The sequence below is a fragment of the Deinococcus grandis genome, from assembly GCF_001485435.1.
GTDB lineage: Bacteria > Deinococcota > Deinococci > Deinococcales > Deinococcaceae > Deinococcus > Deinococcus grandis.
This window is the reverse complement of the sequence record NZ_BCMS01000001.1, coordinates 1,055,611-1,080,429: the sequence shown is the minus strand read 5'-3', so window position 1 is coordinate 1,080,429 and position 24,819 is coordinate 1,055,611. Positions and strand designations below refer to the sequence as shown.

Sequence of the window (24,819 nt, the reverse complement as noted above, 5' to 3'; positions counted from 1 at the left end):
GGATGTGGGGTGTCGGTTGTGGGCAAACAGCGCTGTTCCTACAGCCCACACCCCACAACCTCATTTCGTTTCCGTCAGGGTGTAGCTGCCGCTGCCGCTGTAGGCGTACACGCGCCAGCGGTACGTGCCGCTCGCGGCGGCGTAGTTGATGGCCTCGGTGCTGGTGCTGCCCTCGCTGGCGGCGACCTGCGTCCAGGTGGTGCCGGAGAGTTTCTGCAGGTACAGGTCGAAGTCGGTGCCGGTGGGGCCGGTCAGGTTGCCTTTCAGGGTGCCGCCCGCGTACGTGAAGCCGCTGGCAGACGTCTGGTAGGCGTTCCCGGCGGCGGCGACCGTACCGGTGTACGTGGTGGTCGTGCCGGTGGTCGCGCCGACCGTGACGAACAGCGCGGACACGGGACCGTACGTGCCGCCACTGTTCTTCGCGCGGACGTACACGGTGTGCTTCCCGGCACTGAGTCCGCTGGTGGACACCGTGGCCTGCACGCTCTCGGTGGCGGCGTTGAACGCCCCGTCCGTGGCGGTCATGGCGCGTGCGGTCCCGCCGGCCCAGGGGGGCGTGTCGATGAAGTACTCGGCGCTGATAATCGTGCGGGTGGGTTCGGCGCCGTTGCTGGTGTTGAAGCGGGTGTTCGTGGCGCTGGCGCTCAGGGTGAAGCTGGCGCCCGTGGCGACGCTGGCGGGCGCGTTCAGCGTGACGCTGTCCGGGCCGCTGCCCATGGTGTACGGCTGGCGGGCGACGCGCAGCGCGTACAGCAGCGCCGCCTGGTTCTTGGGCAGGGTGGTGCCGGTGAAGGTGCTGCACGGCTCGAAGAACGCGCTGCCCAGTTCGATGGTGTAGGCGGGCACGCCCAGTTCGCCGTACGCGAAGTCGTCGGTGGTGCCGCTGGTGGGATACAGGCCGACGCTCTGCTCGGGCGTGTAGCCGTTGAAGTACGCGAACTTGCGGCCCAGGCTCTGCATCTGCGTGCCGTTCGGGGCGACGGTGGTGGTGTCCCCCCAGGGCCACAGGACCAGTTGGGAGTAGCTGTGGATGTCCATGTAGATGCCGCTGGTGGTGTCGGGCGCGGCGTCGGTGCGGGCCGGGCCGCGGTTGTCCGCGAACGCCGTCTTGATCAGGTTCTGGAGGTTCTGCGTTTCGATTTCACTGGCGGCGGCCGCGCCCTTGTACGTCTCGTTGCAGGGGTCGGCGCTGGATCCACCGGTGCCCCAGGCGTAGTTGAAGTTGCGGTTCAGGTCCACGCCGTACAGGCCGTTGCTGCACGCCTGCGTGTCGTTCACGTTCTTGCGCCACGACGCGCCGGCCTCGGCTTTCTTGCGGCCGTCCGGGTTGCTCTGGAGGACCAGCCAGACTTCCTGGCTGTCGAGCATCCAGGTGACGTCGGCGTCCTTGCCGTAGTTGGCGAGCAGGTACTCCGCGAAGCGCGTGGCGAGTTCGGCGGGCGTGTACTCGCGCGCGTGGATGGACGCCGTGATGAGCAGGCGGGGTTTCGTACCCGCAGTGCTCTTGTTGGTCAGTTTCAGGACGTTCATGTCGTACCCGCCGCGTCCCTTGCTCTTCAGCCACGAGGACCCGAAGCTGCTCCAGCTGGCGAGGTTCGGGTACTGCGTGACCAGATTCTGCGCGCTGGCGTAGGTCTCCTCGACCGTGCGGTAGCAGGAGTAGCCGCTGATGCTCAGGGCGCCCAGCGGGGCTTTCAGGGAGGCGCTGTGGCGTTCGGTCTGGGCGCGGTCGATCTTCACGGTCCAGCCGCGGGTCATGCCGGTCACGCGCAGCCGCTCGAAGTCCGCCTGCCCCACGTCCAGCAGCACGTAGCCGTCTTCGAGGCTGCCGCCGACGGGTTCGAAGGTCTTGACGATGTCCAGCCAGTCGCGCTGCGTCCTGAAGTCGATGCGGGACACGACGACCGGGTACTGCTGGAAGGTGCTGCACTCGTCGGCGGTGGCGACCAGGGTACCGGTGCCGGGGCTGGCCTGGGGGGCGGTGGGGGTCTGGATGGATGGGGTCTGCGAGCAGGACGCGAGCAGCAGGGCGGCGCTGAGCAGGGAGACGGACAGACCTTTATGCATGGAGCCTCCATCGGCGGGCGTCCCGTCCGGGGAGACCGGCAGGACGTCGCCTGGGTTGTGTGGTGCTGCGCTACTGTAACACCCCCCTGGCGCGCAAGCGAAAGTTCCACTGTCCACCATCGAGGAACGCCACGGGAGGACCGGGCGTACACTCCCGCGCAATGAGCGCCCCCGCGACCCTGCCGCCCCTGAACGCCCGCGCGCTGCTGCTGGCGCTGCTCATCACGGGCATCTGGGGCGTGAACTTCATCGTGATCAAGTGGAGTGTCGCGGGCGCGCCGCCGCTGCTGGTCGCCGCGCTGCGCTTCGCGGTGGCCGCCCTGCCCGCCGTGTTCCTCGTGCCGCGCCCGCAGATCCCCGCCCGGCTGCTGTGGGGCTACGGGCTGCTCGTGGGCGTCGTGCAGTTCGGCCTGCTGTACCTCGCCATCCAGCTGGGCATGAGCGCGGGCCTGGGTTCGCTGCTCATGCAGATGCAGGCGTTCTTCACGGCGATCCTCGCCGCGCGGCTGCTCGGGGAACGCATCCAACCCTGGCAGGCCGCCGGGATGACCGCCGCGTTCGGCGGCATGGCGCTGATCGGCGCGCTGTCCGGCGGGGACCTCCCCCCCGTCAGTCTGGGCCTGACGCTGCTGGCCGCGCTGGGCTGGGCGGGCAGCAACCTCGTGGTGCGGGCGTCGGGCGGCGCGAACATGCTGTCCCTGGTCGTCTGGAGCGCCCTGATTCCCCCCGTTCCCCTGACGCTGCTGGCAGGCCTGACCGGTGGCTGGGACGCCGTGGGGCACACCCTGACGCACAGCGGGTGGGGGTTCTGGGCGGCCATCGTGTTCATGGGCCTGGGCAACACCGTGCTGGGCTTCGGGCTGTGGTCCGTGCTGATCCAGCGGCACGGCGCGGCCCGTGTGGCCCCGCTGTCGCTGCTGGTCCCGGTGTTCGGCCTGATCGCCAGCGCCCTGGCCTACCACGAGGCGTTCCCGCCCGGCAAGGCCGTCGGCGCGCTGCTGGTCTTCGCGGGCCTGACCCTGCACGTGTTCGGCGGCCGCTGGTGGCCCCGGGCCGGACAGCGCACCCCGGCCTGACCACGGCTGGCTGCACGGGGAGAACGCGTCTGCCCAGCTGACCGCGCCCTGCCGTACCCTGTAGGGCATGACTGCCCCGCTGTTCGATTCGCACATGCACACGCCCCTGTGCGGGCACGCCACGGGGTCGCCGCGCGAGTACGCGCGCTCGGCCCTGGACGCCGGACTGGCGGGCATCTGCTTCACGGATCACATGCCGATGCCCGCGTGGTACGACGCGCCGTGGCGGATGCGCCGCGATCAGCTGGCGCAGTACGTGCAGGACGTGCAGGAGGCGCAGGCGGAGTTCGCGGGGCGGCTGGAGGTCCGGCTGGGCCTGGAAGCGGACTTCCACCCCGGCACCGAGCAGTACGTGGAGGAGGTGCTGGGCGCGCACCCGTGGGATTACGTGATCGGCAGCGTCCATTACATCGGCGCGTGGGGCTTCGACAACCCGGAATTCATCGCGGAGTACGACAGCCGCGACCTCACGGGTCTGTACCGTGACTACTACGCGCTGGCCGAGGGCGCCGCGAAATCGGGCCTGTTCGACAGTATCGGGCACCTGGACCTGCCCAAGAAGTTCGGGCACCGCGACCCCGACGGGTACGCCGCGCTGCACGCGCTGGACGTCATCGCCGAACGCGGCCTGAGTCTGGACTTCAACACCGCCGGATGGCGCAAGCCCGTCGCGGAAGCCTACCCCGCCCCGGACCTGACCCGCGCCGCCGCCGAACGCGGCATCCCCTTCGTGCTGGGCAGCGACGCCCACAAGCCGGGGGAGGTCGGGCACCGCTTCACGGACGCCATCAAGCAGATTCACGACGTCAGCGGGCGCATCGTCACCTACCAGGGACGCGTCCGGCACGGATAAAGCGTTGCCTTCCTGGCTCCCCCTGGGGGGAGCTGGCCGCGCAGCGGACTGAGGGGTCACCCACCAGCGCCGGTCTACTCAGCCCCCGGCACCCCACGCCCACACGTCCCCCTGCACCCGCGCGTAACTCGCGTCCAGGTCCGGCCCCAGCAACACCAGTTCCGCCAGTCGCCGCGCCATGCGACTCACCTCCCGCGCCTCATCCAGCGTCAGGGCGCGGCCCAGCACCCCGAACTCGCGGTAACTCAGCCACTTCTTCATCACCTGATACCCGCCAATCGTGTACGCCCACACGCCAAGCGGCACGTTCTCCCACACCCACGCGTCATTCAGCGCCACGTCCAGCACCCGGTCCCCCAACCCCGCCGGCAACCCCTCCGCCGCCCGCTCGGTCGTCCGGCCCCGCCCGGGCATCACCACGTTCCCCCGCTGCACAGCACCCCACCCCGCCCGGACCTCGAACCCCGGATCGTCCCCGCCCACGCGCTTCAGGCGACCCACCGCACCCAACTCCGCACGGGTCGGCACCTGCGGATCATCCAGCAGCGCCGCCACCCGCGCCCCCAGCGCCGCCGACGCCGTCAGGGCCGCCAGCGACCCCGGCAGCGGAATGCGCGGCCAGTCGCCCGCGATGCCGCCCGCGTGTTCACTCAGGTACGCGCCGCTGAAACCCACCGCCAGCGCGTGATGCCACAGCAGCGCCGCCCCGGCAGGCGAGGCGTCCGGATCGGGCGCACCGACAGCGGCGAGGTACGCGCGTGCCCCCGCCGAGAGATTCGCCCGGAGAGAAGGTTCAGTAGAGGCGAACAGCCCGTCGGAAGCGGGCGCGGCAGAGACCAGCATGACCGGGAAATGCCGCGCATGACCACCAAGTGCGTCGTAATCTACCGCAACTGTCGAAAAGTAAAATGGTCGCCCCTCGTCCGCATTGGCAGCAGAATCACGCGTTATGAAAAAGCTGTTGCCGTTTTCGACCTGTTGCAAAAGCTCGGGCGCAGGACGAGAGAACAATGGAGCGATGTCCGCACTTAGGTAGGCTTTTCGGATGTCAAATGGCTTGAATGGATAAATCACAATGTGCGAGGCATCGAATTTCGGCTTTTGCTTCCTTTCTTTAAGAATCGTATTTCGCGCCTTCTGAGCCTTAAACTCACCAGCCGATTGCATAAATCTCGGTTCGATTTCAGCTATCTCGTCGTCGGTTATGGATGGATCGAGATAGGCTTTCACGCGATCAAAGTTGTCGCTCTGGTCAATTGAAATCAGTGCGAGTCCGCGTCGTTCGATGGGGCCGTTGAAGGGGGCAACCTCGGCCAGTTCGGTTACTTTCGGCCAGCTCTGGTAGTCGGCGCTGCTGGTTTCGGGGCGGAAGGTGTGGCGGTTGGCGGGGGTGGGCGCGGCGGGCTGGTACGCGGGGCCGCCGCCGTGCAGGGCGTGCAGCAGTTGGGTGCCTTTGCCTGCGCCCCAGAATTCGCGGTACTGCACGGTGGGGTGGCCGCCCTGTCCGGTCTTGACCAGCAGGGACACGGCGGTGCCGCTGCGGATGCCGGCGCGGTTGCTGGGCGTGCTGAAGATGCTGGGGTCGGGTTGACCGTCGGGGGTGCGTTTGCCGGTTTCGCGGCTGTCGCCGTTCAGGTTGTCGAACGTCAGGTGGTCGAATTCGGTCAGGAGTTTGCGGCGCATGACGACGAAACTGGGGTCGTTCAGGTACGAGGACGGGCTGATGAAGGACACGATGCCGCGTCCGCCCTGCGCGACCTTGCGTTCGGCGATGCGGTAGAAGCGGACGTACAGGTCGTCCAAGTTGAATTTGCGGATGCCCCACTCGGTGACCAGGCCGTGTTTGTAGTCGGCGATCAGGTCGCCTTCCTCGGTCTGGCTGGTGCCGTTGAAGGCGCTGTAGGGGGGGTTGCCCAGGATGACGAGGATGGGGGCGCTTTTCTTGACGTGTTGCGCGGCGTCCTGTTCCGCCTGGAGTTCCGGCATGGACAGCGGTTCGGGGATGGTGTGCCAGTTGGTCAGGGCGTTCGTGAGGTACACGGCGGCGCGTTCGGGGCGGGTGGGGTGGTTGGGGTCGGTGGGGCGCAGGGTGACGCCGTACTGCGCGAGCTGCTGGCTGAGGCGCAGGTGCGCGATGACGTACGGGGCGGGCATGATCTCGAAGCCGATCAGGCGTTCCCTGACGGCGGCGCGCAGGTCGTCCAGGGTGGCGTCGTCGAAGTCCGGCTGGGCCTTTAGGGTGCGCCAGATGCGGTCCAGGGTGGCGGTCAGGTAACTGCCGGTGCCGGTGGCGGGGTCCAGGACGTACACGCTGGGGTCGGCGAGGCCCAGGGGCAGGTTCAGCTCCTCGCGCAGGGCGGTGTCCACGCGTTCGACCATGTACTGCACGACTTCGGTGGGGGTGTACCACACGCCGAACTGCTTGCGGAGTTCCGGGTCGTACGCGGCGAGGAACGGTTCGTAGAAGTACTGGACGGCGTCGCCCTGGAATTTCTGCGTGAAGCTGTCCACGTCCACGCGGGCCAGGGTGGCGGCGGTCCGGTCGAGCAGGTCCGTGAGGTTCAGGCTGTGCTGCGCGGACGGACTGGCGAGTTCCCCGAACAGGCGTTGCATGACGGGCAGGTGCAGTTCCCACGCGGCGGCCCGCCAGTTGAACGGCACGCCGGGCTGCTGCGCGGTGTGCAGCACCCACGCGCTGAACAGGCCGTACCAGAGGGTCTGGATGAGGGTGGAGCGGAAGAAGCGTTCGCCCTGTTCGTCCCGGAATTGCAGGTCGAGTGCTTCGCTGAGCGCGCGTTTCAGTGGGGCGAGGGCTTCCAGTGGGGTGTGGCTCAGTCGGTGTTTGGCTTCGCGGGCGTAACTGGCGAGGAACCACGCGACGCTCTCGGGGGTGCGCAGGGACGCGCCGGTCTGAAGGGCGCGGGTCAGGAATTCCGCGAGGGGCGCGGCGTGCTGCGCCTGGGCGCCCTGGTCGCGCAGCAGCGTCCAGAACGTGGCGGCGTTCGGGGCGAGCTCCAGGTGTTCCAGCAGTTTCGGCTGGCCGTTCTCACGCGTGTACAGCGCGAACGCGCGCAGGTTCGTGACGAGCACCAGTCCGTACAGGTCGAGGTACCTGGCGACCTGCGTGCCGGTGGCGATGTCCGCGACCTGCTCGGCGGGCGATTTGACTTCCAGCGCGCCCCGGCTGGGCAGCTGCCCGCGCAGGACGTCCTGTTCCTGCCCGCGCTGAAGCTGCCCGGCGTCGAAGAACCCACCGTCGGGGATGCCTGCGCCCAGGTTGCTCAGGTGGTTCACGGCGTGCACGCGGGGTTTCAGGGTGGCGCCGATGCCGCCCAGCAGGCCGAACAGCGCGGGGTAGTAACTGGTTTCGGCGACGCCCGCGCCGGTGGCGTGCACGGCCCGGACCTCTGCGAAGTACGTCTGGACGGCGGTTTCGGCGCTGGGCGTGCTGGCGGGCATGCCGTCACCGTATCAACTGACCGCGCCCCGGGTGTGCCGGGTTGCGCGTGCGGCACGAATAACGCGTGTCCTCCTGGCTCCCCCTGGGGGGAGCTGGCCGCGAAGCGGACTGAGGGGTCGCTCACCGGCCCGGCTGGTCAGGCGTTCGGCGCGCCCGTCGACTCCCGCTTCCCCCTTACTCTGGGTCCATGGAAGTCACGAAGAAGTCCCTGGTGGGCGCGCTGAAGACGACGGCGGATCTGCTGGATCTGCTGGGGGTGGGGGATGATGGGTTCCGGGCGCAGGCGTTCCGGAGTGCGGCACGGAGTCTGGAGGGCGTGCAGGATGAGGTGGACGCGCTGGTGGCGCGTGGGTTCGCGGGCGTGCCGAAGGTGGGGAAGGCGATTGCGCTGGATCTGGTGGGGTTCGTGGAGTCGGGGGTGTTCGGGCCGCTGGAGGACGCCGCGAGTCTGATTCCGGCGGGCGTGCTGAGCCTGTTCCGGGTGCGGGGGCTGGGGCCGAAGAAGATCCGGGCGTTGTGGGACGCGGGGATCGATTCGCTGGAGGGCCTGCGGGAGGCGTGCCGGGACGGGCGGGTGGCGGCCCTGAAGGGCTTCGGGGCGAAGAGTGCGGCGTCGTTCCTGGCGGCGGTGGAGTTCGCCCTGAGCGCGCAGGAGCGGCAGCACCTGAGTACGGCCACCGAGGTCGCGGAGGGGTTATGCAGGGTGCTGGATGGGCTGGAGGCGCGCGTGGCGGGGGATGTGCGCCGGGGCCTGGACACGGTGCGGGTGGCGCGCGTGACCGTGACCGCCGAGCCCGAGGTCGTGACGGCGCGGCTGGCGGGCGTGGTGGAGGGCCTGGAACGCGTCGGGAAGAAACCTCTGTTCGCCGGGCGCGTGGACGGCGTGCCGGTCGAGGTGGCGTACGCGCCCACGCCGGGCGTCCGGGGCGCGCTGGACCTGATGATGGGGGGCAGCACGGCGTATCGCGAGGCGTTGCGTGCCGAGGCGGCGGCGCGGGGCTTCGACCTGAGCGGGCACGGCCTGAAGCGCGGCGGTGAGGTGCTGGACACGCCCACCGAGGCGGACGTGATGCAGGCGCTGGACCTGCCCCTGCGGCCCGCCGAGTACCGCGAGCCCGAGCATGACGGCGTGTGGGAGGCCCTCCCCCACCCGGATGCGCTGGTGACGGTCGCGGACCTGCGCGGCATGCTGCACACGCACTCGACGTGGTCGGACGGCGCGGCCAGCATTGCCGACATGGCCGCCGCGACGGTGCGGCTGGGCCACGAATTCCTGGGGACAGGGGATCACTCGCGCGCCGCGCACTACGCGAACGGCCTGAGCATCGAACGCCTGCGGGCGCAACTGAAGGAAATCCGCGAGTTGCAATCGGCGGGCGTGCCCCTCGTGGCGGGCGCCGAGGTGGACATCCTCGAGGACGGCAGCCTCGACTACCCGGACGACATCCTCGCGGAACTGGATTACGTGGTCGCCAGCGTCCACAGCCTCTTCACGCTGCCCGCCGAACGGCAGACCGAGCGGCTGGTGCAGGCCGCCCGGCACCCCCTCGTGACGATCCTGGGGCACCCCACGGGCTGCCTGCTGCTGCGCCGCCCCGGCTACGCGCTGGACCTGGACGCCGTGATGGTCGCCTGCGCCGAGCGGGGTACCGTCGTCGAGATCAACGCGAACGCGTACCGCCTGGACCTCGACTGGCGCGTGGCGCTGGCGTGGCGGGACCGCGTGCGGTTCGCCATCAACACGGACGCGCACGTCCCCGCCGGACTCGCCGACGCCCGCTACGGCGTCATGGTCGCCCGCAAGGCTGGCCTGACCCCCACCCACGTCATCAACACCCTGGACCGCGACGCATTCCTGGCCTTCGTGCGTCAGCAGCGGGCGGGGCGGTAGAGCGGCAGGCGAACCCCTCCGGGGCACCTCTACGGCGCATCTCTGCGAGTCCCCTTGAGGGGAGGCAATGATGTGCTCGCTGGCTCCCCTTGAGGGGAGCTGGCCGCGCAGCGGACTGAGGGGTTTACGCGGCGTTACCCGTATCTCTTTTCCAGCAGGCTGCTGAGGGCGGTCCATTCGGCCTGTTTACCGTCGGGGAGTTGCCGGGCGAGGTTGCCGAGGTAGCGGGTGAGGTGGGTGCGGGTGAGCGCGTCGGGGTCGAGGCCGAGTTCGCTGGCGGCTTCGGGGATGAGGACGTCGGCCATGGGGCCGATGAGGCGGGTGAGGTTCCAGTGGAGGTCCTCGAGGAAGTCCGGGCCGAGGGGGGGGTCGGGCCGTTCGGGGTGGCCGAGGGCGCGTTCCAGGGTGCCGCCTTCGGTGGTCTGGTCGAGCATGTGGTCGAAGGCGGCGGTGGCGGCGTGGGGGTCGCGGCGGATGATGCCGTGGATGATCTGTTCGTGGGTGGTGTACAGGTGCGGGAAGCGTCCGGCAAGCATCAGGTCGGTGCTGATGGCGCGCAGCAGGTTGGCCAGCGGCATGTGGATGGCGCGCAGGAGGCGCAGGACGACGGGGTTTCCGGCGGCGTGGGCGATGGCCATGTGCAGGGCGAGGTCGGCCTGGATGAACGCTTCGGGTTCGCCCTGCGCGTCGCGCATGCGGTGCAGGTGCTCCAGGAGGTCGGTGTGCTGTTCGGGGGTGGCGTGCCGGGCGGCCTGGGCAATCGTGTAGTGTTCGAGCGCCTGGCGGGTGTCGAGGAACGCGCGGGCTTCGTGTTCGTCGTGGACGGCGCCGAGCCAGAGGTTGATGCTGGGTGCCTGCTGCGTGACGGGGAGGATGATGGTGCCGCGTCCGGGTCGGGCGTCGAGGACGCCGCTGGCGGAGAGGATGCTGATGGCCTCGCGGACGGCGGCGACGCTCGTGCCGTAACGCTGGGCGAGGTCGCGCTGGCTGGGCAGGGTGTCGCCGGGTTTCAGGCGGCCGTCGAGGAGGAGTTCCTGCAGGTGCGCGGCGATGTGTTCGCCCAGGGAGCGTTTTTCCAGGGGGTCGGCGGCGAAGCCGGGGTCGGGGCCGGTCATGGGCGGCCGCCGGGGCGCAGGCGGGTCAGGGCGAGGTGCAGGCTGACGCGCAGGCGTTCGATGGCGCCGATCAGGTCGCTGAGTTCGTCGGGTCGGCCCCGCCGGGGGATGTGGATGGGGTCGCGCAGTTGCCCGAGGCTGGCCTGCTGGGCGGCGTGCGTGATGGCCAGCAGGAGGGTGACGACGCGCCGCGCGGCAAGCCACGCGAGCAGCGCGGCGGTGGCGGCGGTGATCGCGCAGGCGAGCAGCAGCGTGAGCAGCTGGCGCTGGAGGGCGCCGGTCAGGTCGGTCAGGGTGACGCCGATGGTCAGGCGGAACAGGCGCTCGCCGGGCGGGGCGGCCTGTCCGGGGAGGCGCAGGGCGCGGGTGCCGCCGGGCGTGTCGTACACGTCGAGTTGCGTGACCTCGTACGTCTGGGGCTGGCCGCGCGTGGCGTCCAGGGTGGCCTGCGCGGCCTGGAGGTGATCGCGGACGCTCTGGGGGGCGTCTGGGCTGAGGGTGTCCTGGGCGGCGCGGTAGGCGTCGGCGCGGGTGTCGGGCCAGCTGAAGTGGGTTTCCTGGGGGTGGGCCTGCAGGGCGGCGTCGAGCTGGGGGCGCAGCAGCCAGTCGGTCTGCGGTTCGTCGCTGATGAACGCGCGGGGGGCGTCACCGGCGGGTTGCACGTCGATGAACGCCACGTTCGGCGCGGCGACGGCGGCGCGCAGCTGGGTGCTGACCTGCGTGAGGTCGGTGACGTCCAGGGTGGTGCCGAGCAGGCTGGCGACGGCGTAGCTGACGCTGGCGGAGATGCGGCTCAGTTCGGCGCGGTTGTGCGCGGTCAGGTACGCGGCGATCAGGACGCCGAGCGTCAGGATGGGCAGCGCGGTGATCAGGACGGCCTTGGTGCGCAGGCTCAGGGGGCGGGGGGCGGGTGGGGCGGTGGGGTGGGGCGCGGCGGTCATGGACACTCCGGGGGCAGGGTCTGCAGGAGCGGGGCACTCCGAGATAGTTGAACTGAGTTCATTGATCTGATCATTCGACCAGTTGACTTGAGGTGTGCTCCAGCCTACAGTGACCGTGTTCCACAACTCAAGCCCGGTCTGCGCCCGTGCACACGGCACGCGCACCGGTTCAACGCGCCTGCCCGGAGACACCGGAGACAGGTGGACTGGAGGTTTTGCCATGATCAGGACCCGCATCCCTGCCGTGCTCGGCGCCGCCCTGACCCTCTCGCTGGGCCTGACCCACGCGCAGAAGGTCGACACCATCGTGATCGGCGTGGCCGTCGCGCAGACCAGCAACACCGCCCTGCTGGGCCAGGAACAGGTCATCGGCGCCCGCTTCGCCGAGAAGTTCCTCAACGGCCGCGGCGGCATCAACGGCACGCCCTTCAAACTGGCCCTGCAGGATACCGGCGGCGACGAGGCCGGGGCCATCAACGCCTTCCAGAACCTGATCACCAAGGACCGCGTGGTGGGCATCGTCGGCCCGACCCTGTCCCAGCAGGCCTTCGCGTCCGACCCCATCGCCGAGCGCGCCAAGGTGCCGGTCCTGGGCCCCAGCAACACCGCCAAGGGCATTCCGCAGATCGGGGATTTCATCGCCCGCGTGTCCGCCCCGGTCGCCGTGGTCGCCCCGAACGCCGTGCGTCAGGCGCTGAAACTCGACCCGAAAATCAAGGAGGTCGCCGTGCTGTACGCGCAGAACGACGCGTTCTCCACCAGCGAGACCGGCACCTTCCAGCAGACCGTGAAGGACCAGGGCCTCACCCTCTCCACCGTGCAGCGCTTCCAGACGACCGACACGGACTTCACCACGCAGGTCCAGGCCGTCCTGAACGCCAGGGTGGACCTCGTGATCATCTCCGGTCTCGCCGCGGACGGCGGGAACCTCGTCAAGCAGCTGCGCCAGCTGGGCTACAAGGGCCTGATCATCGGCGGGAACGGCCTGAACACCAGCAACATGTTCCCCGTCTGCCAGAAACTCTGTGATGGCGTGATCATCGCGCAGGCGTACAGCCCCGCGCAGGCCAGCGCCGCCAACCAGGTGTTCGTCAAGGAATACCGCGCGCAGTACAAGAAAGACCCGCCCCAGTTCGCCGCGCAGGCCTACGCCGGGGTGCAGGTCATGGTCGAGGCCCTCAAGGCCCTGGACCGCAAGAAGAAACTCAGCACCTACGACCTGGACGACCTGCGCGTCGCGCTGAACAAGCAGATCCTCGCCGGGAAGTACAACACGCCGCTGGGCACCATCTCCTTCGACAAGGAAGGCGAACTGATCCAGAAGGAGTTCTACGTCGCGCAGATCAGGATGAAGGACGCGAAGAACGGCTCGTTCGTGTACCTGAAGTAACCACCCCCTACCCCACCCTGCCGTCAGCCCCCCACGGACGCTGACGGCGGTTCTCTGAAAGGAGTCCCGCATGGAGTTCAGTCAGTTCGTGCAGAGCCTGCTCAACGGCCTGGCGATCGGGAGCGTGTACGCGATCTTCGCGCTGGGGTACACGCTGGTGTTCTCGATCCTGGGCATCATCAATTTCGCGCACGGCGCGGTGTTCACGCTGGGCGCGTACTTCACGTACACGCTGGTCGTCGGGGAGTTCAGCAACAACGGCCTCCTGAAGGGCGTGGCGCTGTTCCCGGGCGGCTCGCCACTGTCAGGTAACCCCCTGACGTTCGCGCTGGCGACGCTGCTGGGCGCGGCAGGTGCGGGCCTGATCGCCGTGCTGATCGAGCGGCTGGCGTTCCGGCCGATGCGGTCGCGCGGCGCGGACCCGCTGCTGGCGCTGGTCAGTTCGCTGGGCGTGGCGCTGGTCATCGTGAACCTGATCCAGCTGCTGGTCGGCGCGGAGATCTACAACTTCCCGTCCGACGCGTACGGCGAGACGCCCCCGGCCCTGTCGTTCACGCTGGGCGGCAAGATCGTGATCATCCGGACCGTGCAGGTCATCATCTTCGCGGTCAGTCTGGTGATGCTGGCGGTGCTGGGGTACGTGATCGGCCGCACGAAGATCGGCAAGGCGCTGCGGGCCGTGGCGGAGAACCCCACGACCGCCAGCCTGCTGGGCATCAGCGTGGACCGCTTCATCGTGATCACGTTCTTCCTGTCGGGTTTCGTGGGCGGACTGGCGGGCACGCTGGTCGGCACGGCGTTCGGGGTGGCCGGACCGTACTTCGGCGTGACGTACGGCCTCAAGGGCCTCGCGGTGATCGTGCTGGGCGGCCTGGGCAGCATTCCGGGCGCGGTGCTGGGCGGCCTGGTGATCGGGCTGGCCGAGGCGTTCGTGCCCGCCGAGTACTCGGCGTACAAGGACGCCGTGGCGTTCGCGCTGCTGTTCGTGATCCTGCTCGTGCGGCCCCAGGGCCTGCTGGGCCGCGCGGCCATTCAGAAAGTCTAGGACCGATTCCGGTTGACGGTGCTTCCCGTCGACCCGAGCGGATGCGAGCAGGAATTGACCGGATGCCGGGCGTGCAGTTCACTCTTCGGGACAGCACCGAAGAGTGAACGGAACAGACGGAATCCGTGTAGGGGGCGACACATGGACGATTTTCTTCAGACGTACGGCTTCCTGATCGCCACCATGCTTCAGGCGGGCCTGCTGGGCCTGAGCCTGTACTTCCCGCTGCAGGCGGGGCAGCTGAGCCTCGCCAGTCCGGGGTTCTACGCGGTGGGCGGGTACGCGGCGGCGATCCTGCTGACCAACCCGGCCTTCGCGGGCCTGCGCGACACGCTCGGGAACGGCATGTTCCCGCTGACGTGGCTGGCGGGCGCCGTGCTGGGCGGGCTGCTGGGGGTCGTCGTGGGCGTCCCGGCGCTGCGGCTGCGTGGCATCTACCTGGCGCTGGCGACCATCGCGTTCGTGGAGATCCTGCGCGTGGTGGCGCTGAACCTGACGGTGACGGGCGGCGCGGTGGGCATCTTCGGGATTCCGCAGGCGTTCGGCTTCCAGGACCGCTGGCAGTACATCTTCCTGTTCCTGCCGCTGCTGCTGCTGACGCTGCTGTTCGCGCGGCAGCTGGAACGCTCGCGGGTGGGCCGGGCGCTGCGCGCCATCCGCGAGGATGAACTGGCGGCCGACGCGATGGGCGTGCCGCCCACGCAGTACAAGGTGCTGGCGTTCGTGATCGGCGCGGTGCTGGCCGGACTGGTGGGCGCCATGAGCGCGCCGTTCCTGAACACCTGGAACGCCAAGCAGGGTACGTTCGACGCGAGCATCACGATCCTCGCGGCGGTGCTGATCGGCGGCTCGCGGAACATCTGGGGGCCGGTGGTGGGCGGCGCGCTGCTCGCGGCGGTGCCCGAGGTGCTGCGCTTCCTGGCCGACTGGCGACTCGTGATCAACGGGCTGGTGCTCGTCGTGGCGAGCCTGTACCTCCCGCAGGGCATCGTGGGCGCGCTGGAGCGCCTGGGGCGGCCCCGTCCGCCACAGCGGCCGACCCCGGCGCCCGTCAGCGCGGCGGAGGTGAAGTCATGACCGGGGCACGCATGACCGCGTCCGTTCCTGTCCAGGCGGACCGGAACGTGGTGCTCGAAGCGCGCAACATGACCCGCCGCTTCGGGGGACTGATCGCCGTGAACGACGTGTCCTTCGACGTGCGCGAGGGTGAAATCTTCGGATTGATCGGCCCGAACGGCGCGGGCAAGACCACGCTGTTCAACCTGATGACCGGCCTCACCCCGCCCAGTAGCGGCACGCTGACGTACCGCGGGCAGACCGTGACGGGCCTGCAACCGAACCGCGTGGCGGCACTCGGGATGAGCCGCACCTTCCAGAACATCCGCCTGTTCCGCGGCCTGACCGCGCTGGAGAACGTGAAGATCGCGCAGCACGCCCGCACCCGCGCCGGACTGTGGCAGGGCGTGCTGGGCGCCGCCCGCGCCGAGGAGGCGCAGGTGGAACGCCGCGCCTGGGAACTGCTGGATCTCGTGGGCATGGGGGACCGCGCGGGGGAACTCGCGGCGAACTTCAGTTACGGCGATCAGCGCCGCCTGGAGATCGCCCGCGCCCTGGCGACCGAACCGCGCGTGCTGCTGCTCGACGAACCCGCCGCCGGGATGAACACGTCCGAGAAGGGGCAGCTGACCGCGTTCATCCGCGAGGTCCGCGACCGCTTCGACCTGACCGTGCTGGTCATCGAGCATCACGTGCCGCTGGTCATGAACCTGTGTGACCGCGTGGCGGTGCTGAACTTCGGGCAGCTGATCGCCATGGGTAACCCGGCCGAGGTGCAGCGCGACCCGAAAGTCATCGAAGCGTACCTGGGAGGCGAATGATGCGAATTCCGTCCATTGCGTGGGCCTGCGGTACAGCGCCGCACCCCCACTCCATTTCCGGAATTCACAACCTGTTCCCACTCGCATCCGCTTGTCGGGCTGCCCCGCAGGCGCAGCAGCCCTCGGAAGGAGGTCGATGATGGCCCTGCTGGAGATCGAGAACCTCAGCGTGAACTACGGCGCGATCCAGGCGGTGCGCGGCCTGTCCCTGACCGTCGAGGAGGGCGAGGTCGTCACGCTGATCGGCGCGAACGGCGCGGGCAAGACGACCACGCTGCGAGCCGTGTCGCGCCTGCTGCGCCCGGTCGCCGGGACCATCCGCTTCGCGGGGCGGGACATCACGCGGCTGCCCGCCGACGAGGCCGTGAAGCTCGGCATCGCGCAGAGTCCCGAGGGGCGGCAGGTGCTGGCGCGGCAGAGCGTGCAGGACAACCTGGAACTCGGCGCGTACACCAGAAAAGGCAGTGTCCGCGCGGACCTGTACGAGATGTACGAACGCTTCCCCCGCCTGGGCGAGCGGCGCGACCAGCTCGCGGGGACGCTGTCGGGCGGCGAGCAGCAGATGCTCGCCATCGCGCGGGCCATGATGAGCCGCCCGAAACTGCTGCTGCTGGACGAACCCAGCCTGGGTCTGGCGCCGATCATCGTGCGGGAGATCTTCAGCATCATCCGCGACCTGAACGCGCAGGGGGTGACCATCCTGCTCGTCGAGCAGAACGCACGCCTCGCCATGAACGCCTCGCACCGCACGTACGTCCTCGAGGCCGGGCAGCTGACCTTCAGCGGGAACAGCGCCGAACTCGTGAATGACGAGCGCGTGCTGCAGGCCTACCTGGGCGGCTGAACCGGGCCGCGGCCTCTGCGTGCGGCGCCCCCTTCCCCGGGTGTGCCGCGCGGAGCACGTTCGCCGCTTCGGGCGGCCGGTGCACCGCGTCACCCGAGGCCAGCCGGGCGCGGGTTACGCGGTGCGCTGGCGGGAGCGGGGCAGGTAGCCGGGGGGCGTGTCGCCCTCGCCCGCGAAGAGGCTGGTGGTCAGGTAGCGGGCGCCGGTGTCGCAGGCGATGGTGGCGACGCGTTTGCCGGGGCCCAGGCGACGGGCGACCTCCAGGGTGGCCCAGGCCATGGCGCCGCTGCTCATGCCGACGAACACGCCTTCCTCCTGCGCCAGGCGGCGGGCCAGGGGGTAGGCGTCTTCCTCCCAGACGTCGATGACGTCGTCGATGACGCTGCGGTCGAGGTTGTCCGGGATGAAACCGGGGCCCATGCCCTGGAAGCCGTGGGTGCCCATCTCGCCGCCGGTGAGGACGTTGCTGCGGGCGGGTTCGCAGGCGATGATCTGCACGGCGGGGTTCATGCGTTTGAGGTACCGGCCGACGCCGCTGATGGTGCCGCCGGTGCCGCTGCCGTACACGAAGGCATCGATGCGGCCCTGCATCTGCTCCCACAGTTCGGGGCCGGTGGTGCGTTCGTGCACGGCAGGATTGGCGGGGTTCCCGAACTGGTTCATCATGACCGCGCCGCGCTCGTGCACGAGCTTCTCGGCTTCCTCGATGGCAGCCAGCATGCGGCGGGTGGGGTCGGTGAGGATCAGTTCGGCGCCGTACGCGACGAGGGTGCGTTTGCGTTCCTCGCTCATGCTGGCGGGCATGCACAGGATGAGTTTGTAGCCCTTGGCGGCGGCGACCTGCGCCAGTCCGATGCCGGTGTTGCCGCTGGTGGGTTCCACGATGGTGCCGCCGGGTTGCAGGACGCCGCGCCGTTCGGCGTCCTCGATGAGGCCCAGGGCGGTGCGGTCCTTGATGCTGCCGCCGGGGTTCTGACCTTCGAGTTTCACGAACACGTCGGCCATGCCGGGCTCGACGACGCGCGTCAGTTGCAGGAGGGGGGTGTGCCCGATGAGGGACTCGATCATGGCGTTCAGGATAGGCGCTGCCGGGCCGGGCGGTGGTGGCGGCGCAGACAGGTCGCGCACCTGTCACTGTCAGAACGCGTCCGCCCGCGCCTGGGCTGGCGGGGCGGACGCGGCCGGGGATGAAGGCTCATACGGATTCCGTCTGTTTCGTTAACAACCCGGAAGGACACCGGGTTGCCAACTCCACGCCCGGAACCCGTTTCTCTCCTGCTCGCTCCGCTCGGGTTGAACGGTTTTGCAAACCGTTTAACCGGAGTCCGTATCAGCTCAGGCGGTCGTCGGGCGCGGCGGGCAGGGTCGCGGGACGGCGCTCGTCGGTGGCGCCGGTCGTGGCCTGTGCACTGGGCTGGCCGCTGCCCTGGGCGGGGTGAACGGGGTCGGGCTGGCTGTCCAGCGCGGCCTCACCGGTCGCGTCGGGGCGGCTGGCCAGCGGGTCTAGGTCCGGGGTGTCCTTGTTCACGCTCTCCACCAGGATGTCCAGCACGTCGCCGTCGCGGGCGGCCTGCACGGCCTTGTGCGTGACGATCTCGCCGACGTTCAGGATGATGCTGTCGTCGGGTGCGAGGATCACGCGGGTGACGGGGCGGCCCAGCGCGTCGCGGACCTTCTGCTCCTGCGCGTCCTGCTGGCGCTGGTCGATGACCTGTTCGGCCTGTTCGCGCTTGTCGCCCAGCCAGCTCTTGGCGCGGTCGAGGAGGTTCCCGGCGCTCTCGCTGACGTTACCCAGCCCCTGGCTGACGGCGCTGGTGGCGGTCACGCCGGGGCGGGCGCCGCCGGTCGTGGCGTCGATCAGGGCCTGTTGCGCCCCCACGTGCTTGGCGCGGTCCAGGATGGCGGGCGTGACGATCTGGCCCTGCGCGGCCACGAGGCTGCCGCCGGGGGCGCGCACGTCGGTCTTCACGCGGCGGCCGATGGTCGCCTCGGGGCTGTTCGGGTCGAGCTGCTGGCGCTGGCGCAGGCCCTCGACGCCGTCCTGGATGGCGCCACCGGTCGCGGCGGCGGTCAGGGCGGCGAGGCGGCCGGTCTGCTCGGCGCGGTCGGCCTGGAAGCTGGTGATGGTCGCTCCGGCAGGCACGATGACTTCACCCGCGTCGGTGGTGATCTCGCTGCGGGCGGTCTTGCCGGTCACGTAGGCCTTCTGGCGTTCGGCGGTGGCGTCCTTGACGTCCTCGTAGGAGTCCTGCACGCGGTCGCGGGCGCTGCCGTAGGCGCCTACGATCACGCCGCCGGTCGCGGCGGTGGCGAGCGCGGCGAGCTTCCCGGCGGCCTCGGCGTCGTCGGCGTGCGCGGCGGTGATGGTCTCGCCCCTGGCGACGATCAGGTGGCCGTCCACGGCGGTGATGTCGCCCCCGGCGGTCTTGCCGACCACGTATTCCTTCTGGCGTTCGCGGGTGGCGTCGGCGATGTTCTCGTAGGCGCCCTTCACGCCCTCGGCGGCGTTCTGGTACGCGCCGCTGAGGCTTTCACCGGCGCTGCTCAGGGCGCCCTTGATGCCGCCGTCCTCCTGCTCCTGCATGGCCTGCGCGACGCTGATGGGCACGATGGCGGTGTCGGTGCCGATCTGCACGCTCTCGGGCGCGGGCACGAAGGTGCGGCCGCTGCTCAGGTCGGCGAACAGGCCGCCGGTGGCCTCGTAGCCCTCGACGCGGCCGGTGTGCTCGTCGAAGAACACGTCGGCGATGCGGCCCAGGTTCTGCCCGTCGGTGGTCAGGAGGGTCAGGCCGATCAGGCTGGCCTTGCTGTCCAGCGCCTCTTTCAGGCGGCCGTCCTCGCGGGTGGTGGTGATGTCGTCGGCGCTGCCGATCATGATGGCGTCCTCACCGACGCTGCGGATGCGCTCGAAGGGCACGACCTTCGCGGCGCTGAACCAGCCGCCCTCGTCGACGAGCAGGCCCAGGACCTGGTTGGCCTGGTGGTCGAAGATCACGTCGTGCACGCGGTCGATCTTCTCGCCGGTGCTGACCGCGACGATGCTGCGGTTCAGGATGTCTTTGCCTTTGATCATGGGGTCTCCAGGGGTGGGCGTCAGAAGCCCAGGTTGAGCAGGCCCTGCGGCTTGAGGTACAGGAAGTACGCCAGCAGGAACAGGATGATGAGCACGGCGAGGATGAGCAGGATGCGGCCTCCGCTGCCTCCGGGTTTGCCTTTCAGTCGGGTCATGGTGCCTCCACGGGCGAGTCTAGGGAGGGGAGTGGGGGCAGCCGGTGCGGCGACCCTGACCGGGGCTTGACTGAACCTTGCGGCCCTCTTTAGGCGGCAGGGGGGCTAGCCTGGGCGGCATGAGTGCCTCCTCCCCTGCCCTGCCGTTCCTGCGTGCGCCCGGCGCGCCGCCCGCCTCCCGTGAACGCGCCCTGGCGGAGTTGCCGCTGACCGTGCTGGTGGGCGTGACCGGGGTGGGCAAGAGCACGGCGCTGGCAGCGCTGACCGGCGCGGACGCGGGCATGCGGGTCCTGCCGGACCGGCGTGAGGTGACGGACGCCGTGATGATCCTGCCCGCGACCGGCGGCGTGCCCGTGCGCGACCGCGAGGCACGCTTCCGGCTGACGGCGGCGTACCGGCAGAGCCATCCGGGGGGAATGGCGCAGGCGCTGGGCTCCCTGCTGGCGGACGTGAGCCACTGGGGCGAGGCGCCGGTGTTCGACGGCCTGCGCGGCCTGGAGGAGGTGAGGTACGCGGCGCAGGCGTTCCGCGCGTGGCGGTTCGTGGCGCTGGGCGCGCCGGACGCGGTGCGGGTGCGGCGGCTGCTGGGCCGCGCGGACACCTTCGATCAGGTGGGGGCGGGTGGGGGCGGCGCGCTGCGCGAGGAACTGGCGGCACTGACCGGCGTGGACGCGGTGTTCAGCCCGGCCGAACTGGATGACCTGGCGGCGCTGGCGCAGGCGGGGTTCGCCCCGGCGGACGTGCTGGCGAAGGTGAAGATCGTGGTGTCCGAACGCCGCAACTACGACCCGGCGGCGGCCGAGGCGTTCCTGCGGACCCTGCCGCCCGCGCGGGCACTGGTGCTGGACACCGTGGCGCTGGACCCGGCGGGCGTCGCGGCGGCGGTGCGGGCCTGGGTGGGGGGGGCGGTGTGAGCGCCCCGACGGTCGCGCGGGTGGAGGGCATTCCCTTCCGGCTGCCGCTGACGTCCGCGCTGGCGTGGGGGGCGCACTCGGCCCTGAGTGCCGCCGAGCACGTGCTGGTGCGCGTGACGCTCTCGGATGGGACGGTGGGGCAGGCGGAGGCCACGCCGCGCCCGACCATCTACGGCGAGACGACCGCGAGCGTGCTGGGCATCCTCGCGCAGCTGGAGGCCGGTCTGACGGGCGTGGCGATCACGGACGAGGTCGGCCTGAACCGGGTGCGGAACAGCGTGGTGAACAACCACACGGCGCGCGGCGCGCTGGACATGGCGCTGCACGACGCCCGCGCCCGCGCGCAGGGAGTCACCCTGTTCGACACGCTGCTGGGCCCGAACACGCGGGTGCGGCCCAGTTTCATCCTGGGGATCGCCCCCCCGGAGGAGATGCTGGCCGAGGCGCGGCGCGTGGTGGCCGCAGGCGTGCGCTGCCTGAAGGTGAAGGTGGGCCGCGAGCACGAGCGGGACCTGCGCGTGATCCGGGAACTGCGCGCCGAGTTCGGCCCTGACGTGCTGCTGTACGCCGACAGCAACGAGACCCTGTCGCCGCAGTCGGCCCCGGCGGCACTGGACGCGATGCGCGAGGCGGGCCTGATGTACGTCGAGGAACCGCTCCCCGCCCGGAACCTGCGGGCGCGGGCCGAGCTGCACGCGCAGGGGCGGCTGCCGGTCGTGGCGGACGACTCGTGCTTCACGCCCGCCGACCTGGAACGCGAACTGGACTTCGACACCTTCGACGTGCTGAACGTCAAGACCGCCCGCAACGGCTTCACGGACGGCCTGCAGATGCTGCGGCGGGCCGCGGCGGCCGGGAAGCGCGGCATGGTGGGTTCGCAGGCCAGCACGGGGCTGGGGACCGTTCACGCGGCGCTGCTGTCCACGCAGGCGGAGGTCACCGAGCCGTGCGAACTGAGTTTCGTGCTGAAACTGAGGGACGATCTGCTGGACGCCCCGATCGTGTTCAGGGACGGCTGGCTGGACGTTCCTTCCATGAGAGAACGGTGCGTCGATGAAGCGAAACTGAGCCGGTACCGCCTTGCATGAAGAACCTGTTCAGGCAGTTCCAGCCGCGAAATCCCCGGGGTCTCACCTGAAGGGACCGCCGGGTCATATGCCTGTCATGGTTGCCCCTCAATAATGAGGTATGCCTCAAGAGATGCTTAACGCGCTGCTGCTCCCGCTGCTCTTCAGCATGGCGGGCGGGACCTTCGTGTTTCTGCGCCGCCCGGACCAGCGCGCCCGCGGCCTGCTGGTCATGATCCTCTTCCAGCTCGTCGGCGCCGCCGGGAACGTCATGCAGTCCAGCCCGGAACTGTACGCGCTGCTGTGCGTGCACGCACTGGTCGTGCTGGTCCTGATGACGCGGCACCTGCAGGCGCCGAAGGCGTCCACCCAGCCCAGCGGCGACTGATCCACCCCACGTGAACGGTGCAGGGCGGCCCACCCACAAGAGGGATCGCCCTGCCCCGTTCAGGCGCCGCCCCGGGCCGCACCGTGAGGGCCGCCGCAGCCGGGGCGGGCGCGGGCGGGTACACTCGGGCGCATGACGCGCCGCGACCTTGACTCGCGCACCCAGACGCTGGAACGCACGCATACGCAGCGGCCCCGCCTGTTCCGGGTGCTGCTGCTGAACGACGACTATACGCCCATGGAATTCGTGGTGATGGTGCTGCAGCGCTACTTCCGCAAGGCGGAGCAGGAGGCGGAACTGATCATGCTGGCCGTGCATCACAAGGGGCAGGGCGTGGCGGGCGTGTACACGCGTGACGTGGCGGAGACGAAGGTCGCGCAGGTCATGAATCACGCGCGGCGCGACGGGCACCCCCTGCGGGTCGTGGCGGAACCGGAGCCGGACGCATGATCGGCGATCACCTGCAGGTCACGATCGGCCGCGCGGCGGACTACGCGCGCGAGGCGGGGCATGAACTGGTCACGCTGGAGCACCTGCTGCTGGCCCTGACGCACGACCCGGAGGCGCGCGAGGCGCTGCTGGCCGTGGGCGTGGACGTCGAGCGGCTGCGCGAGGATCTCCAGGCGCTGCTGGCGGAGTTCGAGGCCGTGCCGGACGCCGAGCCGGATTTCACGCTGGGCGTGCACCGGGTCGTGGAGGGCGCGGTGCTGCAGCTGCACGCCAGTGGCAAGGGGCACGAGGTCGCGGACGGCGCGCGGGTGCTCGTGGAGCTGCTGGAGGAGCCGGACAGTCCAGCCCGCGCGGCGCTGGAGGCACGGGGGGCGTCGCGGCTGGACGTGCTGAGTTTCGTGTCGCACGGCGCGGCGAAGGTGCCGGGTCGCGAGCGGGAGCGGCGCGTGGCGGGCGTGGACGGCCCGGCCCCCGAGGCGCCGGAGGCGGAGGTGGACCCGCTGGAGGCGTACGCGGCGGACCTGACGGCGCAGGCGCGCGCCGGGGCGTTCGATCCGGTGATCGGGCGCGTGACGGAACTGGAGCGGGTGGTGCATGTGCTGGCGCGGCGCGGGAAGAACAACCCGGTGCTGGTGGGCGAGCCGGGGGTGGGCAAGACCGCGCTGGCCGAGGGCCTCGCGCAGCGGATCGTGGACGGGCAGGCCCCGGGCTTCCTGCGAGGAGCGTCGGTGTATGCGCTGGATCTGGGAGCGCTGCTCGCGGGCACCCGCTACCGGGGTGATTTCGAGGCGCGGCTCAAGGGCGTGCTGGCAGCGCTGGACGGGCAGAACGCGGTGCTGTTCATCGACGAACTGCACACCCTGGTGGGTGCCGGGGCGACCGAGGGCGGCAGCGTGGACGCCGCGAACCTCCTCAAGCCGGCCCTCGCGCGGGGCAAGCTGCGGGTGCTGGGGGCGACCACCCCGGCGGAACTGCGGCACCTGGAGAAGGACCGGGCGCTGTGGCGCCGCTTCCAGACGGTCGAGGTGCCCGAGCCGTCCGAGGAGGACGCCCTGAAGATCGTGCAGGGGCTGGCCGGGCGCTACGAGGCGCATCACGGGGTGACGTTCACGCCGGGCGCGCTGGACGCGGCGGTGCGCCTGTCGGTGCGGCACCTGCGCGACCGCTTCCTGCCGGACAAGGCCATCGACGTGCTGGACGAGGCGGGCGCGGCGCGCAGCAGCGCCGGGAAGGGCGGCACCATCGACGTGCCGGACATTGAGGGCATGGTGGCCCGCATGGCCCGCGTGCCGCTGGGCGCTGTGAAGGCCGAGGAGGTCACGTCCCTGGCAACGCTGGAGGTGGATCTGAAAGCGCGGGTGTTCGGGCAGGACGCGGCGGTGGGCGCCGTGGCGAGCGCCGTGAAACTGGCCCGCGCGGGGCTGCGGGACCCGCAGAAGCCGCAGGGGGCGTTCCTGTTCGCCGGGCCGACCGGGGTGGGCAAGACCGAACTGGCCCGCGCGCTGGCCGAGCGGCTGGGCATTCACCTGGCGCGGTTCGACATGAGCGAGTACCAGGAGGCGCACACGGTCGCGCGGCTGATCGGCGCGCCCCCCGGGTACGTGGGCTTCGATCAGGGCGGCCTGCTCACCGACGCGGTGGCGAGGCATCCGCACGCGGTGCTGCTCCTCGACGAGATCGAGAAGGCCCACCCGGACGTGTACAACGTGTTCCTGCAGCTCATGGATCACGGGACGCTGACCGACCACACCGGGAAGAAGGTGGACGGGCGCGGCCTGATCCTGGTGTTCACCACGAACGCCGGCGCCGCCGACGCCTCGCGGCCCGCGCTGGGGTTCGGCCGCACGGGCCGCGCGGGCGAGGAGGCGGAGGCCGTGAAGCGCACGTTCACGCCGGAGTTCCGTAACCGCCTGGACGGCGTGCTGCACTTCTCGCCGCTGCCCCCGGACGTGATGGGCGGCGTGGTGGACAAGTTCGTGCGGGAGTTGCAGGGGCAGCTGGAGGAACGCGGCGTGACCCTGACCGTGACCCCGGCGGCGCGCGCGCGGCTGGCGGCGCTGGGCTACGACCCGCTGATGGGCGCGCGGCCCCTGGCACGCGTGATCGAGGCGCAGCTGAAGCGCCCGCTGGCGGACCTGATGCTGTTCGGCCGCCTGAAGGGTGGGGGGCGCGTGCGGGTGGGTGTCAAGGACGGCAGCTTTACCTTCACTTAA

The 24,819-nt window shown here is 70.2% G+C and carries 20 protein-coding genes; 13 read left to right on the top strand and 7 right to left on the bottom strand.

The features are described 5' to 3' along the window. Positions 1–60: 60 nt before the first annotated feature. Entirely contained in the window at positions 61–2,067 is a 2,007-nt protein-coding gene (locus tag DEIGR_RS05405; RefSeq protein WP_058975935.1) for a M14 family zinc carboxypeptidase, read from the bottom strand. Between the two features lie 188 nt (positions 2,068–2,255). On the opposite strand from DEIGR_RS05405, the gene DEIGR_RS05400 reads away from it, so the two are divergent. Beyond that, entirely contained in the window at positions 2,256–3,143 is an 888-nt protein-coding gene (locus DEIGR_RS05400) for an EamA family transporter (protein WP_456151376.1), read from the top strand. A gap of 67 nt (positions 3,144–3,210) precedes the next feature. After that, positions 3,211–3,996, top strand: coding sequence for a histidinol-phosphatase (locus tag DEIGR_RS05395; protein WP_058975932.1), 786 nt, complete (start codon positions 3,211–3,213; stop codon positions 3,994–3,996). Between the two features lie 78 nt (positions 3,997–4,074). Here DEIGR_RS05395 and DEIGR_RS05390 read toward each other — a convergent pair whose 3' ends face one another. Next, positions 4,075–7,455, bottom strand: coding sequence for a type ISP restriction/modification enzyme (locus DEIGR_RS05390; RefSeq protein ID WP_058975930.1), 3,381 nt, complete (start codon positions 7,453–7,455; stop codon positions 4,075–4,077). Positions 7,456–7,643: 188 nt separating this feature from the next. Between DEIGR_RS05390 and DEIGR_RS05385 the strand changes: the two genes are divergently transcribed. Further along, positions 7,644–9,347 carry a helix-hairpin-helix domain-containing protein gene (locus DEIGR_RS05385; protein WP_058975928.1) on the top strand — a complete coding sequence of 568 codons (1,704 nt, stop codon included), beginning with the start codon at positions 7,644–7,646 and terminating at the stop codon, positions 9,345–9,347. A gap of 134 nt (positions 9,348–9,481) precedes the next feature. Here DEIGR_RS05385 and DEIGR_RS05380 read toward each other — a convergent pair whose 3' ends face one another. Further along, a complete protein-coding gene (locus DEIGR_RS05380) occupies positions 9,482–10,462 on the bottom strand; it encodes a FadR/GntR family transcriptional regulator (RefSeq protein WP_058975926.1) in 981 nt (326 codons plus the stop codon). Then, entirely contained in the window at positions 10,459–11,403 is a 945-nt protein-coding gene (locus tag DEIGR_RS05375; RefSeq protein ID WP_058975925.1) for a HAMP domain-containing protein, read from the bottom strand. The genes DEIGR_RS05380 and DEIGR_RS05375 overlap by 4 nt, the downstream gene beginning before the upstream one ends. A 220-nt stretch (positions 11,404–11,623) precedes the next feature. Here DEIGR_RS05375 and DEIGR_RS05370 point away from each other — a divergent pair, with 220 nt between their 5' ends. The 5 genes from DEIGR_RS05370 (at position 11,624) to DEIGR_RS05350 (ending at position 16,559) form a co-directional block, all read left to right on the top strand. Further along, the gene (locus tag DEIGR_RS05370) at positions 11,624–12,793 is read left to right on the top strand and encodes an ABC transporter substrate-binding protein (protein WP_058975923.1); all 1,170 of its coding nucleotides are present in this window, start codon (positions 11,624–11,626) and stop codon (positions 12,791–12,793) included. 70 nt (positions 12,794–12,863) lie between these two features. Continuing rightward, positions 12,864–13,838, top strand: coding sequence for a branched-chain amino acid ABC transporter permease (locus DEIGR_RS05365; protein ID WP_058975921.1), 975 nt, complete (start codon positions 12,864–12,866; stop codon positions 13,836–13,838). A 141-nt stretch (positions 13,839–13,979) separates the two neighbouring features. Then, a complete protein-coding gene (locus DEIGR_RS05360; RefSeq protein ID WP_058975919.1) occupies positions 13,980–14,915 on the top strand; it encodes a branched-chain amino acid ABC transporter permease in 936 nt (311 codons plus the stop codon). 11 nt (positions 14,916–14,926) lie between these two features. Further along, entirely contained in the window at positions 14,927–15,715 is a 789-nt protein-coding gene (locus DEIGR_RS05355; protein WP_058975918.1) for an ABC transporter ATP-binding protein, read from the top strand. Between the two features lie 139 nt (positions 15,716–15,854). After that, positions 15,855–16,559: an ABC transporter ATP-binding protein gene (locus DEIGR_RS05350; RefSeq protein WP_058975916.1), complete on the top strand. Its 705-nt coding sequence runs from the start codon at positions 15,855–15,857 to the stop codon at positions 16,557–16,559. Positions 16,560–16,673: 114 nt separating this feature from the next. On the opposite strand, the gene cysK is transcribed toward DEIGR_RS05350, so the two are convergent. From cysK to DEIGR_RS21440, 3 genes are all read right to left on the bottom strand, one after another. Further along, positions 16,674–17,627: a cysteine synthase A gene (cysK, locus tag DEIGR_RS05345; protein ID WP_058975914.1), complete on the bottom strand. Its 954-nt coding sequence runs from the start codon at positions 17,625–17,627 to the stop codon at positions 16,674–16,676. 262 nt (positions 17,628–17,889) lie between these two features. Next, positions 17,890–19,632: a PRC-barrel domain-containing protein gene (locus tag DEIGR_RS05340; protein ID WP_083523935.1), complete on the bottom strand. Its 1,743-nt coding sequence runs from the start codon at positions 19,630–19,632 to the stop codon at positions 17,890–17,892. Between the two features lie 20 nt (positions 19,633–19,652). Beyond that, complete coding sequence (locus tag DEIGR_RS21440) at positions 19,653–19,787, bottom strand: hypothetical protein (protein ID WP_269083788.1); 135 nt, start codon at positions 19,785–19,787, stop codon at positions 19,653–19,655. A gap of 119 nt (positions 19,788–19,906) precedes the next feature. On the opposite strand from DEIGR_RS21440, the gene DEIGR_RS05335 reads away from it, so the two are divergent. From DEIGR_RS05335 to DEIGR_RS05315, 5 genes are all read left to right on the top strand, one after another. Then, positions 19,907–20,701 (top strand): DEAD/DEAH box helicase family protein, encoded by a 795-nt coding sequence (locus tag DEIGR_RS05335; RefSeq protein ID WP_058975912.1) that lies wholly within the window; start codon positions 19,907–19,909, stop codon positions 20,699–20,701. Next, positions 20,698–21,789, top strand: coding sequence for an enolase C-terminal domain-like protein (locus tag DEIGR_RS05330; protein ID WP_058975910.1), 1,092 nt, complete (start codon positions 20,698–20,700; stop codon positions 21,787–21,789). Before DEIGR_RS05335 ends, DEIGR_RS05330 begins: the two co-directional genes overlap by 4 nt. A 112-nt stretch (positions 21,790–21,901) precedes the next feature. After that, the gene (locus DEIGR_RS05325; RefSeq protein ID WP_229755641.1) at positions 21,902–22,156 is read left to right on the top strand and encodes a hypothetical protein; all 255 of its coding nucleotides are present in this window, start codon (positions 21,902–21,904) and stop codon (positions 22,154–22,156) included. Between the two features lie 132 nt (positions 22,157–22,288). Then, positions 22,289–22,606 carry an ATP-dependent Clp protease adapter ClpS gene (gene clpS / locus DEIGR_RS05320; protein WP_046842966.1) on the top strand — a complete coding sequence of 106 codons (318 nt, stop codon included), beginning with the start codon at positions 22,289–22,291 and terminating at the stop codon, positions 22,604–22,606. After that, on the top strand, positions 22,603–24,819 hold the full coding sequence (locus DEIGR_RS05315) for an AAA family ATPase (protein WP_058975909.1): 2,217 nt from the start codon (positions 22,603–22,605) through the stop codon (positions 24,817–24,819). Before clpS ends, DEIGR_RS05315 begins: the two co-directional genes overlap by 4 nt.